This is a genomic window from Exiguobacterium aurantiacum, assembly GCF_024362205.1.
Classification (GTDB): Bacteria; Bacillota; Bacilli; order Exiguobacteriales; family Exiguobacteriaceae; genus Exiguobacterium; species Exiguobacterium aurantiacum_B.
This window is the reverse complement of the sequence record NZ_CP101462.1, coordinates 2,223,904-2,241,996: the sequence shown is the minus strand read 5'-3', so window position 1 is coordinate 2,241,996 and position 18,093 is coordinate 2,223,904. Positions and strand designations below refer to the sequence as shown.

General features: G+C 51.6%; 15 protein-coding genes. 11 read left to right on the top strand and 4 right to left on the bottom strand.

Features of this window, described 5'->3' with window-relative positions; all coding sequences use genetic code 11:
* Positions 1-58: 58 nt before the first annotated feature.
* Positions 59-757 (bottom strand): CDP-diacylglycerol--serine O-phosphatidyltransferase, encoded by a 699-nt coding sequence (pssA, locus tag NMQ00_RS11640; RefSeq protein ID WP_021066674.1) that lies wholly within the window; start codon positions 755-757, stop codon positions 59-61.
* A 20-nt stretch (positions 758-777) separates the two neighbouring features.
* Positions 778-1,242, bottom strand: a complete 465-nt coding sequence (gene ybaK / locus NMQ00_RS11635; protein ID WP_255176818.1) for a Cys-tRNA(Pro) deacylase — start codon at positions 1,240-1,242, stop codon at positions 778-780.
* A 152-nt stretch (positions 1,243-1,394) separates the two neighbouring features.
* Here ybaK and NMQ00_RS11630 point away from each other — a divergent pair, with 152 nt between their 5' ends.
* Entirely contained in the window at positions 1,395-2,129 is a 735-nt protein-coding gene (locus tag NMQ00_RS11630; RefSeq protein WP_255176817.1) for an enoyl-CoA hydratase/isomerase family protein, read from the top strand.
* A gap of 39 nt (positions 2,130-2,168) precedes the next feature.
* On the opposite strand, the gene NMQ00_RS11625 is transcribed toward NMQ00_RS11630, so the two are convergent.
* Together NMQ00_RS11625 and NMQ00_RS11620 are read right to left on the bottom strand one after the other, a co-directional pair.
* The gene (locus tag NMQ00_RS11625; RefSeq protein WP_255176816.1) at positions 2,169-3,527 is read right to left on the bottom strand and encodes an MATE family efflux transporter; all 1,359 of its coding nucleotides are present in this window, start codon (positions 3,525-3,527) and stop codon (positions 2,169-2,171) included.
* A 157-nt stretch (positions 3,528-3,684) separates the two neighbouring features.
* Positions 3,685-5,469 carry a glycoside hydrolase family 13 protein gene (locus NMQ00_RS11620; RefSeq protein ID WP_255176815.1) on the bottom strand — a complete coding sequence of 595 codons (1,785 nt, stop codon included), beginning with the start codon at positions 5,467-5,469 and terminating at the stop codon, positions 3,685-3,687.
* 372 nt (positions 5,470-5,841) lie between these two features.
* Here NMQ00_RS11620 and NMQ00_RS11615 point away from each other — a divergent pair, with 372 nt between their 5' ends.
* From NMQ00_RS11615 to NMQ00_RS11570, 10 genes are all read left to right on the top strand, one after another.
* Positions 5,842-7,107 carry an extracellular solute-binding protein gene (locus NMQ00_RS11615; RefSeq protein ID WP_255176814.1) on the top strand — a complete coding sequence of 422 codons (1,266 nt, stop codon included), beginning with the start codon at positions 5,842-5,844 and terminating at the stop codon, positions 7,105-7,107.
* Positions 7,108-7,212: 105 nt separating this feature from the next.
* Positions 7,213-8,565 carry a carbohydrate ABC transporter permease gene (locus NMQ00_RS11610; protein ID WP_255176813.1) on the top strand — a complete coding sequence of 451 codons (1,353 nt, stop codon included), beginning with the start codon at positions 7,213-7,215 and terminating at the stop codon, positions 8,563-8,565.
* 1 nt (position 8,566) lies between these two features.
* Positions 8,567-9,400: a sugar ABC transporter permease gene (locus NMQ00_RS11605; RefSeq protein ID WP_255176812.1), complete on the top strand. Its 834-nt coding sequence runs from the start codon at positions 8,567-8,569 to the stop codon at positions 9,398-9,400.
* 23 nt (positions 9,401-9,423) lie between these two features.
* Positions 9,424-10,935: an alpha-amylase family glycosyl hydrolase gene (locus NMQ00_RS11600; protein ID WP_255176811.1), complete on the top strand. Its 1,512-nt coding sequence runs from the start codon at positions 9,424-9,426 to the stop codon at positions 10,933-10,935.
* Between the two features lie 51 nt (positions 10,936-10,986).
* The gene (locus NMQ00_RS11595) at positions 10,987-12,030 is read left to right on the top strand and encodes a LacI family DNA-binding transcriptional regulator (RefSeq protein ID WP_255176810.1); all 1,044 of its coding nucleotides are present in this window, start codon (positions 10,987-10,989) and stop codon (positions 12,028-12,030) included.
* A 234-nt stretch (positions 12,031-12,264) separates the two neighbouring features.
* Positions 12,265-13,212 carry a YsnF/AvaK domain-containing protein gene (locus NMQ00_RS11590; protein WP_255176809.1) on the top strand — a complete coding sequence of 316 codons (948 nt, stop codon included), beginning with the start codon at positions 12,265-12,267 and terminating at the stop codon, positions 13,210-13,212.
* A gap of 88 nt (positions 13,213-13,300) precedes the next feature.
* Positions 13,301-14,110 (top strand): YsnF/AvaK domain-containing protein, encoded by an 810-nt coding sequence (locus NMQ00_RS11585; RefSeq protein ID WP_255176808.1) that lies wholly within the window; start codon positions 13,301-13,303, stop codon positions 14,108-14,110.
* Entirely contained in the window at positions 14,107-14,514 is a 408-nt protein-coding gene (locus NMQ00_RS11580) for a general stress protein (protein WP_255176807.1), read from the top strand. The genes NMQ00_RS11585 and NMQ00_RS11580 overlap by 4 nt, the downstream gene beginning before the upstream one ends.
* Positions 14,515-14,735: 221 nt before the next feature.
* Positions 14,736-17,033, top strand: a complete 2,298-nt coding sequence (locus NMQ00_RS11575; RefSeq protein WP_255176806.1) for a glycoside hydrolase family 65 protein — start codon at positions 14,736-14,738, stop codon at positions 17,031-17,033.
* A 145-nt stretch (positions 17,034-17,178) separates the two neighbouring features.
* Positions 17,179-18,027 carry a YitT family protein gene (locus NMQ00_RS11570; protein WP_255176805.1) on the top strand — a complete coding sequence of 283 codons (849 nt, stop codon included), beginning with the start codon at positions 17,179-17,181 and terminating at the stop codon, positions 18,025-18,027.
* Positions 18,028-18,093 lie beyond the last annotated feature (66 nt).

Genomic DNA, 18,093 nt, shown 5'->3' with positions numbered 1-18,093 from the left:
TTTGCGGCTTGCGTCTAATAAATGCATGCAAAAAAAAGAGTCCCTTGAGAGGGACCCATCAATTCGCCATCCGTTTTCGTTTTTTGACGAACGAGAAAGCGATGAATAAGACGTAGAACGTGACGGCGATGAACCAAAACGATGGCCATTCTTTCCAGCGCGCGAAAATCATGTACGTCAAATAAATGAGACTGACCGTGATGATGAACGAGTGGCGCGGGAGCGGCACGTCTTTAAAACTCGGGATGCGGACGCGGCTGACCATGAGCAGCGCGAGACCCGTGAAGAAGATTGGGGTGAGCAGTTCGTTGATCTGGTCCCCGAACGTTGTCACGACGGCGAGCAGCCCACCGGCCGCTGTGATCGGGACACCCGAGAAATAACTGGCCGTGACGTTCGTCGCCGACAAGTTGAAGCGAGCTAGACGATAAGCACCGAACAACGGGAACAAAGCGGCGAAGAAAAGACCGTAGTTGCCGTAATCGATGAAAAACGTGTAATAGGCGAGAAGCGCGGGGGCGACGCCGAACGTGACGACATCGGCGAGCGAGTCGAGTTCTTTTCCAAAGTCACCGGCTACTCCGAGCATACGGGCCAGCCGTCCGTCCAAACTGTCGAGCATCATGGCGATAATGATGAGCAGTGTCGCGTTCGAGAAGTCGCCGCGCGCCGCATAAACGATCGCCAAGACGCCGCAAAACAAGTTGCCGAACGTAAACGAGTTAGGAATCCATGAGCGGATTCGTTCTTTCCACATAGATATTGCCTCCATCTTTGTTATTGAGTGAACCAGTGACCGTCCGTGAACCGAAGCAAATCGGCCGGTGTGAGTTCGAGTTGATAGCCGCGCTTGCCGGCCGAGATGATGATCGTGTCTTTCTGTTTGGCGCTGTCATGCAAGTAGACAGGAAACCGTTTTTTTGCTCCAATCGGTGAGACCCCACCGCGGATATAGCCAGTCAGCGCCTCGAGCTCTTTCATTGGGACGGGAGAGGCTTTTTTGGCTCCCCAGGCCTTCGCGGCCGCCTTTAAATCGATATCTAACTCTCCTGAGATGAGGAAAAAGGCGTAGCGCCGCTGCTCATTCTCGAGACAAATCGTTTTATAGAGCTGATCGAGCGGTTTACCGAGTGACACGGCGACATGTTTGGCGGAGACGTCGGACGCGTCCACTTCATAGGAGTGATACGTGAACGGGATGTTCCGTTGTTTCAATTGTCTTGCGGCATTCGTCAGTTGCATCAGCCCCACCCTTTCGTTGAACGACTCTTTTAAGAATAGCAAATAGTGGTAGCGTCGGGCAATCGAACTCAGAAAGTTTTCATGACAGGAAGGAAACAGAATGGATGATAGAGAAATGAATAGTGATTCATTTTAGTGAAGGGGGAAATGGAATGGAAACGATTCAACTAGAACGACATAACGGGGTCGGCTGGCTCAAATGGAATCGGCCAGAGAAATTGAACGCGCTGAATGAGACGCTGCTTCGCGAGGCGAGGGGGGCAATCGAGGAGCTCGTGGCAGACGAGACCGTCCAAGTCATCGTCCTTGTCGGGCAAGGACGTGCCTTCTCATCGGGACAGGATTTGACGATCGAGGGGGATGCCGACTATGGCCTCTATCTAGAAGAGGTCTACCATCCGCTCGTCCGGGCGCTCGAAGCTTGTCCGAAACCGGTCATCGCCGGAATTCACGGGGTCGTCGCAGGGGCGGGACTAAGTCTGGCGCTTGCGGCAGACGTGCGCCTTGTCGCCAGGTCGACAAAGTTTAGTTCTGCCTTTATCAAGATCGGTCTCGTCGCCGATGCCGGGGGACCGTATCATTTACGACGTCTGATGCGCCCAGACCTCGCGCTCGCTTGGATGTGGAGCGGGAGCACAATCGGCGCCGAACAAGCCGAGTCGTTCGGTCTCGTCACCGAGCTCATCGAGGATGAGGCGTACTTGGAGCGGTTGACGACCTATGCCGAGACGCTCGCCGCCCAGTCACCGACGGCGGTGCAAGGCATGAAGGCGTTATTCCGAGCCGACTCGTTCGAGAACGGTCTCGAGCAAGAGATCATCTGGCAACGAAAATGTGGTCAGACGGACGTTCATCGCCAGGCGATGCAGGCGTTTCTAAATCGATAAGAAAAGAAGCGGTCATGGCGACCGCTTCTTTTTGATTGGTTATGAAGTTGGTTTTGCTTCGAATTGGAAGCCTTTTTGTTGCCACGTCCCGTACTTCCAACGACGGAAAGCGAAGAAACCGCGGAACCACTCGTCGAGTGAGAAGGCGAGCCAAATGCCGAGGACACCAAGTCCCATCTGGAGCCCGAACAAATAACTGAAGACGACGGCGACGCCCCACATCGAGGCGATCCCGATCATGACCGGGAAGCGAACGTCGCCGACCGACTTGAGCGAGCCCATCAAGACGATGTTCATGGCGCGACCTGGCTCAAGGATGAGCGTGGCCCATAAAATCGGTACCCCGACGGCGATGATGTCCGGGTTCGATGTGAACAGACCGAGCAGCGACTTGCCGAAGACGGCGAGTCCGAGCGACGCCACGAGTGAGGCGAACATAGCGATTTTCAGCGTCTTGACGGCGCGGGTATACGCTTCTTTGAACCGTTTCCCGCCGATGTCACGGGCGATCAATAGCTGCGTCCCTTGCGCGACGGCGACCGTGAACAAGAAGGCGAGCATTGACAAGTTCATGACGTAGACTCGGGCGGCGAGAGAAGCCTCTCCCATCGTGGCGATGAAACCGGTGATGATGATTTGTGAGAACTGGTACGACAAGTTCTCTCCAGCCGACGGCACCCCGATTTGAAGCAAAGCGCGAATGTCGTCGCGTTGCGGCTTAATCAATTCTTTGAGCGGGAAACGGAGCATGAGCCGCTTCTTGACGATCCAGAACAACAAAATCATGGCCGAGAAGCGGGCGATGACGATGGCCCATGCGACACCGGCGACTCCCGTTACCGGGAGACCGAACCAGCCCATGACGGCAATCATGGCCCCGATGGCCGTGATGATATCGATGAGAAGTGTCGCGAGCATCGCGTGCTTCGTCATCCCGTGGCTCCGAAGGACGGAACTGAGCGCCATGATGAGCGCTTCTGTGAATAGCGACAACCCGACGATTTGCAAGAACAACAGACCGTGGGCGAACAGCTCCTCCGATAGACCGAACAGACGAAGGAACGTCTCACCGAATAAGAACACAACGGCGACCATGAGCACACCGAGCCACATGTTCAGGCTGACGGCAGAACGGGCGAAGTCGCGACTCTTCTTCATCCGATTGGCGCCGATCGCTTGACCGATCAAAATGGTCGCACCGACCGAGGTGACGCTGAAGACGATTAAGAAGACGTTCAAAATTTGGTTGGCGACGCCGACCGCGGAAGCGGCGGCATCGGAGTAATGGGCGAGCATGAGTGTGGCGATAATCCCGGTCCCCATGTGGAGTGCGAGTTCGATGAAGATCGGCCACGAAATTTTAAATAAACTAAGCTGTTCGGTGTCTTTTGTCGGCATTGTGTATTCTCCCTTGTTTCTACAATTCTCTATATGAAATATTTACGTTGTCAAAATCACAAGGGTCATGTTACTCCTTTTGAAATGAAAAAGAAAGGGATTTGGCAAATTATTTTCAACAAAAAAAACACCCGTCGAAACGGGTGCAAAACGGAATTTATTTCATTTTTAAAATCGTGGCACTGTACGGTGCGAGTTCGACTTCGAGTGAGTCTACATCACGGTCGTGTAGCAAGTCGTAAGCGCTTCCGGTATGGCCGAGCGGGTTGAGCTTCGATACAGAATCCGAGTTATTGAAGTATATCAAATACGTCTCATCTTTCGTGCAACGCTCGATGATGAGGGCATTGTCCCCGTCATCTACGAGATTGAAGCGATACGATCCGCCGTTCGCGAGCACCGGGTGCTCTTTGCGGAGTCGAATCAACTTCTGCACGTAACGGAACAACTCGCGGTCTTCTTCAGCTTCGTCCCACGGCATACAGCGACGGCAACCCGGGTCTTGTTCACCTTCAAGACCGATTTCATCCCCGTAATAGATACATGGGCTGCCTGTATACGTAAGCATCGACATCATGAGCAGTTTGAACTTCCCTTTATGTCCTTTTGTCCGGGTAAGGGCACGCGGTGTGTCGTGTGAGTCAATCAGGTTGAACGTCACTTCGTTCACGTTCGTCGTGTTCATCATCTCGACGCGTGTCAATTCATTGCGGAACTCGGAAGCGGACGTCCGGTCGAGCGCGAAATAGTTGAGGCTTGCGTTCGTGAATGGATAGTTCATGACCGCATCGAACTGATCGCCTTTGAGCCACGGCTGGGCGTCATGCCAAATCTCACCGAGGATGTACGCATCCGGGTTCGCTTGCTTCACGGCTTTACGGAAGTCGCGCCAGAAAGCGTGATCGACTTCGTTCGCCACATCTAACCGCCAGCCGTCGATGCCGAATTCTTCGACCCAATAGCGGGCCACTTCTAATAGATAAGCTTTTAACGCCGGGTGCTCCGTATTGATTTTCGGCATGTTCTTCTCGAAAGCGAACGTGTCGTAGTTCGGCTTCGGCGTCGTCTCGATCGGGAAGTCGCGAAGATAGAACCAGTCACGATATTCCGACTGTGGTCCGTTCTCGACGACGTCCAAGAACCATGGGTGGTTGTAACCGACATGGTTGAACACGGCATCGAGCATGACTTTGATGCCGTTCTCATGAAGCAAGTCGACGAGTTGCTTGAACTGCTCTTTTGTGCCGAATTGTGGATCGATTTCCATATAATCGAGCGTGTCGTATTTATGGTTCGTCGTCGCTTTAAAGATTGGGCAGAAGTAAATCCCGGTAATCCCGAGGTCGACGATGTGGTCGATATGGTCGATGATGCCTTGGAAATCGCCGCCGAAGAAGTTCGTGATCGTCGGTTCGGTACTATTCCATGGGAGCGTGCCTTCCGGGTCGTTAGAAGTGTCGCCGTTTGCGAACCGGTCCGGGAAGATTTGATACCAGACCGTATCCTTCACCCACGACGGGGCGTGGAAGATGTCGACTGGGTTGATGAACGGGATGCAGAAGTAATAACCCGTATCGTCGAGCGGCTTGTCTTCGAACCAGCCTTTTTCCGTATAGACGGCCGTTTCGTTCCCGTCATGTAGACGGAAGCCGTAGCGAAGCCGGCGGAACGGAGGTTTGATGGCGATGAACCAGTAGTCGTACTGCTCGTCGTGACCGATCCTGTCCATCGGTGTCTCGAACGTACGCCAGAAACTTGGCTTGTCCGGGTCGAAGTTCCACATGGCCGGATCTTCCGAATGCCAGTCATACGGATCATTCCAAATTAAGTCAACAGATTGGATATCATTTCTTTTCGTATGGAATCGAATATGTATCGTTTCTCGGTCGTACTTGTACACGAAAGGGGACATGGCGCGATGATAAATAGCTTCTTTGATCATGGGTTTGAATTCCTTTCTCTATTAAGGGTTATAACCATTTTACACTGTCTATTCAGAAAAGAAACAACAGTTGTGAAAACGTTTGCTCAAGCACAGGTTAATAAAGCGTTTACATTTTGTCAATCGTTCGATTCGCCATTTTTTACGAAATAGGGCCATAAAAAATTCAAAAAGAGATAAATGGGACAACCACAATAAAAAAGCGAAAAAAAAAGACTTGTAAAACGCTTACACAACTGTATAATAAAAATTGAGGTGAGGATGCAAACGTTTTCACTAACCTACTGATTCTGTAGCGGAGTTGATTAAATCAGTAGGTCGGTGCGATTGCGCAAATCTGACCATACTATTTCCTTGGGGAGGTTTTTCATCATGAAGATGAAAAAAATGGTAGCAGGACTTTCAACGGCAGTATTCGCTTTCGGTGCACTGGCTGCATGTGGTGGCGGTACGGACAACGGTTCTACTAACGAAGGCGGTTCTACTAGCGAGAACAAGCCAGAAAAAATCGTAATTTGGGAAGATATTGAAAAGTCGGAAACGACGAAAGAAGTTGCGAAGGCGTTTGAAGAAGAACACGGCGTCGCAGTTGAAGTCGTTGAAGTCCAAATGACGGATCAAAAGGACAAGTTGGCGCTTGACGGCCCAGCTGGAAAAGGTCCTGATATCGTTCTCGTACCACATGACCAAATCGGAACAATCGCTGACCAAGGTCACTTGAACCCGCTCACTGACGAAGGTGCGCTCGATGCGTTCACTGACGCTTCGAAATCGGCTGTCATGTTCGACGGACAAGCTTACGGCTACCCGAAATCAGTTGAAACACCAGTCCTCATGTACAACAAGGATTTGGTATCAGAAGCTCCTGCTTCAATGGACGACTTGTACAAGTTGTCTACAGATCTTAAAGACAAAGGCGAGTACGGATTCCTCGGTCTTTGGGATAACTTCTACTTCGCTCACGGTGTCGTGGCTGGCTTCGGCGGTTACGTCTTCAAAGAAGACGGTGGCGCGCTCGACCCAACTGACATCGGTTTGAACAACGAAGGCGCAGTCGAAGGCTTCGAGTACATCGGTAAATGGTACGAAGAAGGCCTCTTCCCTAAAGGATTGATCGGCGAGTCTGGCGGCCAAGCGATGGACCAACTCTTCACTGAGAAGAAAGCACACACAGTCATGAACGGACCATGGGCCGTAGCTGGTTACACAGATGCGGGCATCAACCTTGGAGCGTCTGCAATGCCGACACTTCCAAACGGTGAGCCAATCAAGACGTTCATGGGCGTGAAGACATATGCACTCTCTGCTTACACGGAGAACCAAGAGTGGGCTGAAATGTTCCTCGCAGAACTCACAAACGAAGAGAACGCATTGAAGATGTTTGAAGCTTACAACGAGATCCCACCAGTAGCAGCTCTCGAGTCGAACGAGACAATCACGTCGAACGAAGTTGCGAAAGCGGTATTCGATCAAGCAACGAACGCAATCCCAATGCCTAACATTCCTGAAATGGGACAAGTTTGGGAGCCAATGGCTCAAGCGCTTCAGCTTGTAGCAACTGGCAAGCAAGATGCACAAAAATCAGCTGACGATGCTGTTAAAGTCATCGAGCAACAAATCCAAGCGAACAACCAATAAGGATATGAAATGATGGGGTACGCCGACTGGCGTTCCCCCTCATTTTCTAGAATTGAGCAAACGCTTGCTCGATTGATTTGCTCAAATTGAAAGGAGAAATTGAGGATGGCTTCAATTGCGAACCCTAAAACGCCGGAACAACGTCCGGAAAAACCGACCAATCACGCTCGGAACGCCGCATTGCTTTCGATCATTCCGGGAGCCGGTCAATTCTATAATAATCAAAAAGCGAAAGCGATCGCTTTCTTTATCGTTATCATGTCTTATTTTGCAGTAAACTACGATCTCTTTTTCAAAGGAGCGGGCGCAGGACCTGGCGACCGTGGTGGCCTTTGGGGATTGATCACGCTTGGCGAAGTGGCAGGACCTCGTAACGACCACTCCATCTTCTTGATGGTAGAAGGGATTGTCGCATTAATCTTACTTTTCTTCGGGATCGCGTTCTACATCTGGAACATTCGTGACGCCTACCGAGTCGGTCGCATTCGTGATCAGCACCTAAACGTCCCAACGTTCCAAGTGCAGCTCCGCAACTTGCGCGACCATGGATTCCCATACTTGATGTTAATCCCGTCGCTCATCTTGCTCGTCTTCACAGTCGTATTACCGCTCATCTTCACATTCTTGATCGCATTCACAAACTATCGTTACAACAATGCGCCACCGGCGAAACTCGTCGAGTGGGTCGGCTTTGAAAACTTCACACGTATCTTTGAAATCGACATCTGGCGCGACACGTTCGTCGGCGTTCTCGGCTGGACACTCGTCTGGACGGTCGCTTCGACGGTCGGTGTCATCGCGATCGGGATCTTCCTCGCGGTTCTCTTGAACCAAGAAGGCCTTCGTTTCCGTCGCTTGTTCCGCTCGATCTTGATCTTGTCATGGGCCGTTCCAGCGTTCATCACGATCTTGATCTTCCGTTCGATGTTCAACGAATCGTTCGGTGTGTTCAACACGACGATCCTTCCGGCGTTCGGACTTGATCCGATCAACTGGATGACCGATCCGACGGCGACACGAAGTGCGCTTATCTTGATTCAATGGTGGCTCGGCTTCCCGTTCATCATGACGCTCATGACTGGGGTCTTGCAATCGATTCCTGGTGATTTATATGAAGCGGCGACGATTGACGGCGCGACCATCTTTGACAAGTTCCGTTTGATCACGTTGCCGATGCTCTTGTTTGCAACAGCACCGATTTTGATCACGCAGTTCACATTCAACTTCAACAACTTCAACATCATCTATCTCTTTAACGGCGGTGGACCGGCGGTACCGGGCCAAACTGCCGGCGGTACCGATATCTTGATTTCATGGATTTACAAATTGTCTCTCGGAGCCAACCCGCAATACGGACTTGCGGCTGCGATCACGCTCATCTTGTCATTCTTCATCATGACACTTGCCGTCATCCAGTTCCGTCGGACAAAATCTTTCAAAGACGAGGATATGATCTGATATGAAAAAACAAAAACGAATCAATTTGGCGATCTCTTATGTCATCTTGACGCTTGCGTCGATCATCATTCTCTATCCAATGCTTTGGGTGGTCGGGACGTCATTTAACCCGGGACGTACAATCACATCGACGATTATTCCTTCGAATCCAACGTTTATTCACTATAAAAACTTGTTTGATTTGACGGTTTCAGATTATAGTTTATGGTATGTGAATACGCTGAAAATCGCTTTCATCACGATGGCGCTCTCGGTCATTCTCGTTACCATCACTGGCTATGTATTCTCGCGTTACCGCTTTGTCGGACGGAAGAACTCGCTTATCTTGTTCCTCGTCTTGCAAATGGTACCGCAATTCGTCGCCATCATCGCGATTTTCGTGCTTCTCAACATGCTCGGTCTCCTCGACACGCACACAGCGCTCATTCTGCTGTATGCCGGTGGCGCGATTCCGATGAACACGTATCTCGCAAAAGGTTACTTCGATACGATTCCGAAAGAGCTCGATGAAGCCGCTCGGATGGATGGTGCCGGTCACCTCCGTATCTTCTGGCAAATCATTTTGCCGCTCGCGAAGCCGATTGTCGCAACGATCGCCCTCTTTAACTTCATGGGCCCGTTCAACGACTTCATCTTGGCATCGCTCGTCCTTCGTTCACCAGAGAAACAGACGCTCGCGGTTGGTCTTTACAACATGATCTCTCGACAGTTCGACAACAACTTCACGTTGTTCGCGGCAGGCGCCGTCCTTTCGGCCCTTCCAATCGTTCTCTTGTTCTTCATGTTCCAACGTTACTTCGTCTCGGGTCTCACTGCCGGTGGTACGAAAGGATAATACTCACTTAAGGGGGAAGCGATATGAGGCGAGGCGTCGTGCTCGTTCTTCTGTCGCTTCTTTTGTTTCCAACAGTCGTCGGAGCGAAAGAAGCAGCATCATGGGAACAAGAACGCATGTACTTTATCATGGTCGACCGGTTCGTTGACGGGAATCCCGATAACAATGACCAGGTCGATAAAAATGACCCGAAAGCCTTTCACGGGGGCGATATCCGAGGCGTGATTGAAAAACTCGATTACATCGAGTCGCTCGGATTCACGTCCGTCTGGTTGACACCGGTGTTTGAAAACATGCCGGACGGTTACCATGGCTATTGGATCAAAGATTTTTACAACATCGATCCCCAATTCGGGACGAAAGAAGATTTACAAGAACTCGTCGATGAGGCGCATAAACGGGATATGAAAGTCATCCTCGACTTTGTCGTCAACCACGTCGGGCCGAACCATCCGTGGGTCGAAGAACGACCGGATTGGTTCCATGACGAGTTACCGATCGTGCTTTGGAACGATCAAGAACAAGTCGAGACGCACTGGTTGTTCGACTTGCCAGACTTTAAAACCGAAGACCCGGAAGTGAAAGACTACTTGCTCGAGGCGGCCACGTATTGGATCGAAGAGACCGGGATCGATGGCTATCGCCTCGATACGGTACGACACGTTGACAAGCCGTTTTGGGAAGACTTTGTCAAAGCGGTCCGTGAAGTCGATCCTGACTTTTACCTCTTGGCCGAAGTGTTCGACCCGGACCCGCAGTACGTCGCCGAGTATGACGACCTAGGTTTCAACAGCATCACCAACTTCACGTTTTATGACCGCGTCTCGAAGACGATGACGCAAAAGACGGCGAACGTCGATGAAATCGATGTGGCCGCTAGCTACGCCGAGACATTTTTTGACGATCCGAACCAAATGGCGACTTTCCTTGATAACCACGACGTCGAACGATTCATGCACGTCGCGGAACTAGGGGGTGCCGAGTCGGCCGAGCGTCGCTTGCGTCTCGGACTATTCGCCCTGTATGCGTCACCGGGGATGCCGATCGTGTTCCAAGGGACGGAGAACGCCCAATCAGGTGGGGCCGATCCGGCGAACCGGGTCATGACCGATTTCCCTGGAAATGAAGAACTTCATGAATACGTCACGACGATGAACCGGATGCGCGCCGAATACCCGGTGTTTGCGACCGGCGAACAACGGATGATTGCCTCGAGAGATGGCATGGCCGTGTTCGAACGTCGCGACGGCGACGATGTCGCGTTGTACGCCATCAATATGAACGCCGAGGACAGAGAGATTGAATTCGAGGTAAGCGAAGTCGGAGAAGACACACGCCTTCGTGGTCTCTTGTTCTCACAACTTGTCACGGACAGCCGTGGCACGTTCACCATCAAGCTCGCGGGAGAAAGCGCGAACGCCTACATCGTCGAAGAATCGGAAGTAAACATGTGGACGATTGGTCTACTAGTGGTCGCCATCCCGATTTTCTTGACTGGATTGGTCATGTGGAAGCGTCGCAAAAGCGCGAGCTGACGATACCCTGTGATAGGGAACTTTGAACTAACGGAAGCAAGGGGGAGCATCATGCAAATCACGATTAAAGATGTCGCCAAACACGCCAATGTCGCACCGTCGACCGTGTCTCGCGTCATCGCCAACAGTCCGCGAATCAGTCAGAAAACAAAAGAGCGTGTACGCAGTTCGATGGAAGAACTCGGGTACCATCCGAACATCCACGCTAGAAGCCTCGCCAACCGCTCGACGCAATCGATTGGTCTCGTCATGCCGAGCGCGGCGACGAAAACGCTACAAAATCCATTTTTCCCTGAAGTGTTACGCGGGATCAGCACCAAAGCCCATCAAAACGGCTACTCGCTATACATGACGACGGGCGTGACCGAAGAAGAGGTATTGTCAGGAGTCATCGAGATGGTCCAAGGACGCCGCGTCGACGGGGTCATCGTCTTGTATTCACGGGAAGACGACAAAGTCGTTCAATACTTACGTCAGACAAAATTCCCATTCGTCGTCGTCGGGAAGCCGTTCGGGGATGCCTCGTCAATCACGTACGTCGACACGGACAACTATTTGGCCGGTCGCGAAGTGACGAAACATCTATACAATCTCGGTCATCGTTGCATCGCCTTCATCGGTGGCTCGGATAAGCTCGCCGTCACACAAGATCGGCGAAACGGTTACGCGACGGCGCTCATGGAAGCGGGTATCCCGGTTCGTGAAGATTATATCGCTCGTGCCGAGTTCATGACGAAAGGCGGCGCCAAAGCCGTACGCGAGTTGCTCCAACTAGAAGAGCCGCCGACGGCCGTCGTCGTCAGTGACGATATGATGGCACTCGGTGTCATCAGCACGCTCAGTGAGATGGGCCTCAGAATCCCTGAGGATGTCGCCGTCGTCAGTTTCAACAACGTCTACATCGCCGAACACTCGAATCCGCCGCTCACTTCGGTCGAAATCAATATCTTCGGGCTCGGTTTTGAGGCGACAAACTGTCTGATTGAGCAGATCGGTGATAGCGCCCCGCCTTACGGGAAACGTGTCATCGTGCCACATTATTTGGTCGTGCGCCAGTCGTGCGGTCAGAAAAAGAAGACTCAAGTCATTGAATAAGATGAAACCTTCCGTCTCAGGCGGAAGGTTTTTTTATGCATGATTCGGATGCATATAATAGAAAGAGAATCAATCGGTCAAAAGTCATAACGTTACAAACAGATTACAATCGTGAAAGAAACGATTGAAACGGAGTTGCAAGGGAACATCTACATTACCGGCCGAATGGCAGATCATTACGTATCCGCCCAGCCAATAACCAAAAAATATAGAATTTGAAAGGGAGATACAATCATGGATAACAAACGTTATGTAGGCACTTACTATCAGGAATCAGAGCTCGTGTCAAAAATTGATCAACTTCGCGCCGAGGGGCATCGCGAAGACGATCTGTACGTCGTTGTAAAAGATAAATCGAACCTTTCAATGGTTCGTGGCGAAACGGATGCAGAAGTAAAAGAAACGAAAGCATCATGGCTCGATCGCTTCTTCGGAGTCGCAGACGGTGGAGACGAAGTCCGTCACACGTTCGATAAACTCGGCTTCTCGGAAGAAGAGACGGCGCGTCATCACCAAGATATTGAGAACGGCGGTATGGTTCTCTTATTAGATACCGACAATGGTGTCTTTGACGACGGTCGTAACGATACGTTCGAAGGCGGCCGCACATCAGCTGGCTACGGATCAGAAGGCAACGAAGCGGGCAATATGACCGCGCGTGATGTCGGAATGACTGGAGCTTCAAGTGCCGGCCTTACAGGCGATCGCTTTAACGACATGGATGAGGACATCCGTAACCGTACCGACTTGACGGACGAACAGAAACTCGAATTGCATGAAGAGCGTCTTCTCGTAAACAAAGAACGCGTGCAAACAGGCGAAGTTCGCGTCGAGAAGGACGTCGTCGAGCACGAAGAGCGCGTCGATGTCGAAGTCGAACGCGACGAAGTATACGTTGAACGCCGCCGCGTCGATGGAGACCGTGAAGCGACTGGACATTCGTTCGATGCGACGACGGACCGCGACGAGATTCGCGTACCGGTTACAGAAGAGCGTGTCGACGTGACGAAGAAGGATGTCGTGGCTGAAGAAATCGTCGTCGGCAAAGAGAAAGTGAAAGATACGGAAACGGTACGTGAGACGTTGCGGAAAGAAGAAGCGCACGTCGAAGGGGAAGACGACCTTCGCCATCGTGATCACGACCGCGACCAAACACGTCGTGATGAGCGCGACCGCTTCTAATTGGATTGACTAAGTACCTCGACAAGGATGGCTCTCTCTGAGGGACCATCCTTTTTTTCGCCAATTGACCAGAGGAGGAAAGAACGCCATGAAACACGCGATTATTTCTGAAATATTTGACCAACCTGAGGCGCTGCTCAATCGAACGGTCGACTTAAAACGAGAAGGCTACGAAGAGGAGGACATGTACGTTCTCGTCAAACGGGCCGATGTGGCAGATGCCGTCCGTCGTCATTCGAACCTCTACGTCCTCGTCACCGATGAACCGGGGACGGTCGCTTCACTCGTCACGTCGAGTGAACGGCCAGTCGAACGTTGGCTCAAAAGCATGCGTTTGACGTCAGAGCAGCAAGATCGCTTCGCGAAGGAAGTTGAACAAGGACGACTCTTCCTGTACGTCGATGCGGACCGAAGTGAACAACAGTTTGATGCGACGAGTTCGAAGACGGAAACTGTGCCAGAGACCGAGGAGCAGACGCTCGCCTTGCATGAGGAACGGCTGAGCGTCGAGAAGCAAGCGGTTCAAACAGGAGAGGTCGTCATCAATCGTCACATATCCGAGACCGAACAAGAGATTGAAGTGCCGGTTCGGAGGGAACAGGTTCATGTGGAGCGGACGACCGGATCGGAGGATGTGATCGAAGACTACGACTTCGATCAACCGGGTATTCGGACAATTGACGAAGGGGACCACTTACGAATCCAAGTCATCGAGGAACGGGCCTTCATCGTGAAGCGTCCCGTCGTCGTCGAAGAGATCATCGTCCGGAAACAAGTGACGGAAGACATCAAAACGATGACCGAAACGCTCCGCAAAGAAGAAATCGAAGTGACCGAAGTCGGACAAGCCGATGTTACGGTCGAAGATCATACAGTGCGAAAGGATGAGACACAATGAGCAAACGCCGATTTGTAGACACGTACCAAGACGAGGCGGCCCTCGTCGCCAAAATCGATCAACTGACCGAGGAAGGCTATGACGAGAGCGACTTATATGTCGTCGCGAAAGATAAAGACGACGTCTCGCTCGTCAAACGGAATACCGATGCGAAAGTAGAAGAAGCGAGCGCGAACTGGATGCAAAAGTTTGCGGGTGTCGCGGAAGGCGAAGAGGAAGTGAAGCGGGCATTGCTCGACCTCGGTCTTGCTGACGACGACGTCAACCGTGCGTACGGTGATATTTTGAACGGAGGTTATGCCCTCATCCTCGACGAACCGGATACGGGATTCAATGACGGAAATAACCCGGCGTTTGAAGGACATGAGGCGAATGCCGCGTTTGGGAACGATCAAAAGAAATAAATGGAGTTGACCTGCTTGGCCTTTTAGTTGGCCGGCAGGTTTTTTGTTTACGGAAGACTCTAAAAAACAAAGAAAAAAGTTTATGCAAACGATTGCATTCTCGTGTAAGTCGTGTAAAATGAGAGGTGAGATTGAAATACAGCGCTTTCATAGACAAACGGTTGCATGAATCGATTGTCCAATGACGAGTAGCCTTGTAGAGAAAAAGGAGTGGCAGACAGATGAAACGATTGTTTGCAGTCGATGAATGGAAAGTAACGGAAGAGAACTTGCATCCGAAAGAAAACCGCCTCGCGGAATCGATTACCTCGCTCGGTAACGGTCATATGGGGATGCGCGGTAACTTTGAAGAAGATTATTCAAACGATACACACCAAGGTTTCTATGTGGCCGGTGTCTATTACCCTGATAAGACGCGTGTCGGTTGGTGGAAAAACGGATATCCGGAGTACTTCGCAAAAGTATTGAACGCGACGAACGTCGTCGGTCTTCGTGTTGCCATCAACGGCACACCGGTCGACTTGGCGAAGTGGGAAGTGAAAGAATTCACACGTGAGCTCGATATGCAACGCGGCGTCCTCACACGGACGTTCACACTCGTGAACGGGACGGAAGAGACGAACGTCGAAATCGTCCGCTTCTTCTCGATCGTCGATAAAGAGATTTTGGCGATCCGTTACAACGTCACACCGGTGAACTACGAAGCGAAAGTTGAATTCACGCCTTACTTGGACGGCGATGTCGTCAACGAAGACTCAAACTATGACGAGAAGTTCTGGTTACCGGTCGAGCACGGTGTCGAAGAGCGTTTCGGATTCGTGACAACGAAAACGAAGAAACTCGATTGGCACATCACGGCCTCGATGATCGCAGACGTCGAAGGGGCACGTTGTGAAGTGCTCGAAGCGACAGACCTTTTTGTCGCTAACAAGTTCACGGTCACGGCGGCAGCTGGTGAGACGGCGACAGCGTACAAATACGTCTCGGTCGTCACAAACCGCGATTATGAAGTCGAGGCGTTACAGTCAGAAGGGATGCAGCGTGTCGAGATGGCGTTTGAGAAAGGCTTTGAAACACTTCTCGCCGAGCAGACGGAAGCGTGGCTCGCACGTTGGGAAGACGCCGATGTCCGTATCGACGGTGACGCCGAAGCCCAACAAGGAATCCGCTTCAACATCTTCAACATGTATCAGACGTACACGGGCGAAGACTCGCGCCTCAACATCGGACCGAAAGGGTTCACCGGCGAGAAGTACGGCGGTGCCACGTACTGGGACACGGAAGCGTATTGCCTCCACTTCTACTTGGCGACGACAAAACCTGAAGTCTCGTGGAACTTGCTCAAATATCGTCACAACCAATTGCCACAAGCGAAAGAGAATTCGGTCAAGAACGTCGGCATGGAAGGCGCCCTCTATCCAATGGTGACGATGAACGGGGAAGAGTGCCACAACGAGTGGGAAATCACGCATGAAGAGATCCACCGGAACGGTGCGATCGCCCATGCCATCTTCAATTATACGAATTTCACGGGCGACAAGTCGTACTTAGGTCAATACGGACTTGAAGTATTGGTCGAGATCTCGCGTTACTGGGCGAGCCGCGTCAACTTTGTCCCGCACAAAGACGTGTATATGATCCTAGGCGTCACAGGTCCGAACGAATACGACAACAACGTCAACAACAACTGGTATACGAACTTGATTGCCGCGTGGACGCTCGAGTACACGCAAGAAGTGTACAACTATTTGAAAGAAACAGAGCCGACGCGCCTGGAAGAACTCGTCGCGACGCTCGGTCTTTCAGACGAAGAACTCGCGAAGTGGAACGATATCCAAACGAAGATGTACTATCCGAAAGATGACCTCGTCCCAGACGTGTTCATGCAACAGGACGGCTTCATGGATAAAGAGCAGATCTTGGTGAAAGATCTCGACCCGAAACATTTGCCGCTCAACCAAAACTGGTCGTGGGATCGAATCCTCCGCTCGAACTTCATCAAACAAGCGGACGTGCTCCAAGGGCTCTATACGTTCAGCGACCGCTTCACGGTCGAACAGAAGCGGGCCAACTTCGATTTCTATGAGCCGCGTACGGTCCACGAGTCGAGCTTGTCGCCTTGCGTCTACTCGATCATTGCGGCCGAAGTCGGTTATGAGGACAAGGCGGTCGAATTGTATCAGCGCTCGGCGCGCCTCGACCTCGACAACTATAACAACGACACAGAAGATGGGCTTCACATCACATCAATGGTCGGTTCATGGATGTCGATCGTTCACGGTTTCGCAGGCATGCGCGCCCTCGAGACGGAACTCACGTTCAGCCCGATGATTCCTAAGGACTGGAACGGGTACTCGTTCAACATGCTCTGGCGCGGTCATCACTTGACGGTCACGTCGACGCGTGAACAAGTGACGATCAAACAGACGGGCGGCACGGACGTTTCGATCCGCGTATACGGAAACGTCGTCACGGTCCCGGCAAACGATGCGGTGATCATCGAGACAGTGAAAGCGTGACCAAACGCATCAGCTCAACAAGTCGGCTCCGGCCGGCTTGTTTTTTTATGAGAAGCGCGGACACATCCCATTATTTTTATGGTAGGCAGCACTAGAAAACTATGTTATCTTGATTCTTAGCCATTTTTGAAAGGGGAGACAAAACTTGACGGAAGCCGTTAAAGAACACGCACGCATCGGGATCGTTTCGATTATCGGGGGAGTGTTCGTTGCATTATCCATGACATTATTTTTAATCCCGGCGGGGGTATACTCGACCGGATTTACAGGGCTCGCCCAAATCTTTACGAAACTGTTTGCGGGGACACCGTTTGAGCTCGGAGAAGGGATTTGGTTCTTCGTCTTGAACGTGCCGCTGTTGATCGTAAGCTACTTCATGCTTGGCAAGAACATGATGATTCATACGTTGATCAGCGTCGCGGCAGTCACCGTGTTCATTCGCGTGCTTCCGCAGTCGTCAATCATTTCGGACGATCCGCTTTTGAACGCCGTGTTCGGTGGGGTCTTGCTCGCCATCGGTTCGGGGATCACGATTCGCTTCGGTGCCTCGACCGGTGGGTTCGATATCGTCGCTCTTATTTTAGCGAAGTTCACGAACAACTCGGTCGGCGTCTATTTATTCCTCATGAACATGATGATCGCGCTTTGGGCCGGTGCCTTGTTCGGATGGCCGACCGCGCTCTACACGATCGTCTTCTTATATGTGACGTCGAAAGTCATCGATGAGATTTATACGAATACGCAGCGCCAGACACTCTTCATCGTCACGAGTCATCCGGACGAAGTGACGAAAGAGTTACACCAGCATGTCTTCCGTGGTATCACACTCATGCCGGCGATCGGCACGTACTCGAAAGTCGAGAAAGCGACACTCATGATGGTCGCCCAACGCCATGAAGTGCGTGAAATCACGCGCATCTGTAAAGATGCCGACCCGACCGTCTTCATCAATATGGTCCCGACTGAAGATGTCGAAGGTGCGTTCCGACGCTAAAATTAACCCCCGCTGAACGCTCAGCGGGGGTTATTCTATAGATAGGAATAAAAAGAGATGGGGTGG

What these genes read in the sequence shown, in the direction of transcription:
- pssA (WP_021066674.1), bottom strand. Translation starts at nt 757, where the DNA reads ATGTGGAAAGAACGAATCCGCTCATGGATTCCTAACTCGTTTACGTTC.
- ybaK (WP_255176818.1), bottom strand. Translation starts at nt 1,242, where the DNA reads ATGCAACTGACGAATGCCGCAAGACAATTGAAACAACGGAACATCCCG.
- NMQ00_RS11630 (WP_255176817.1), top strand. Translation starts at nt 1,395, where the DNA reads ATGGAAACGATTCAACTAGAACGACATAACGGGGTCGGCTGGCTCAAA.
- NMQ00_RS11625 (WP_255176816.1), bottom strand. Translation starts at nt 3,527, where the DNA reads ATGCCGACAAAAGACACCGAACAGCTTAGTTTATTTAAAATTTCGTGG.
- NMQ00_RS11620 (WP_255176815.1), bottom strand. Translation starts at nt 5,469, where the DNA reads ATGATCAAAGAAGCTATTTATCATCGCGCCATGTCCCCTTTCGTGTAC.
- NMQ00_RS11615 (WP_255176814.1), top strand. Translation starts at nt 5,842, where the DNA reads ATGAAGATGAAAAAAATGGTAGCAGGACTTTCAACGGCAGTATTCGCT.
- NMQ00_RS11610 (WP_255176813.1), top strand. Translation starts at nt 7,213, where the DNA reads ATGGCTTCAATTGCGAACCCTAAAACGCCGGAACAACGTCCGGAAAAA.
- NMQ00_RS11605 (WP_255176812.1), top strand. Translation starts at nt 8,567, where the DNA reads ATGAAAAAACAAAAACGAATCAATTTGGCGATCTCTTATGTCATCTTG.
- NMQ00_RS11600 (WP_255176811.1), top strand. Translation starts at nt 9,424, where the DNA reads ATGAGGCGAGGCGTCGTGCTCGTTCTTCTGTCGCTTCTTTTGTTTCCA.
- NMQ00_RS11595 (WP_255176810.1), top strand. Translation starts at nt 10,987, where the DNA reads ATGCAAATCACGATTAAAGATGTCGCCAAACACGCCAATGTCGCACCG.
- NMQ00_RS11590 (WP_255176809.1), top strand. Translation starts at nt 12,265, where the DNA reads ATGGATAACAAACGTTATGTAGGCACTTACTATCAGGAATCAGAGCTC.
- NMQ00_RS11585 (WP_255176808.1), top strand. Translation starts at nt 13,301, where the DNA reads ATGAAACACGCGATTATTTCTGAAATATTTGACCAACCTGAGGCGCTG.
- NMQ00_RS11580 (WP_255176807.1), top strand. Translation starts at nt 14,107, where the DNA reads ATGAGCAAACGCCGATTTGTAGACACGTACCAAGACGAGGCGGCCCTC.
- NMQ00_RS11575 (WP_255176806.1), top strand. Translation starts at nt 14,736, where the DNA reads ATGAAACGATTGTTTGCAGTCGATGAATGGAAAGTAACGGAAGAGAAC.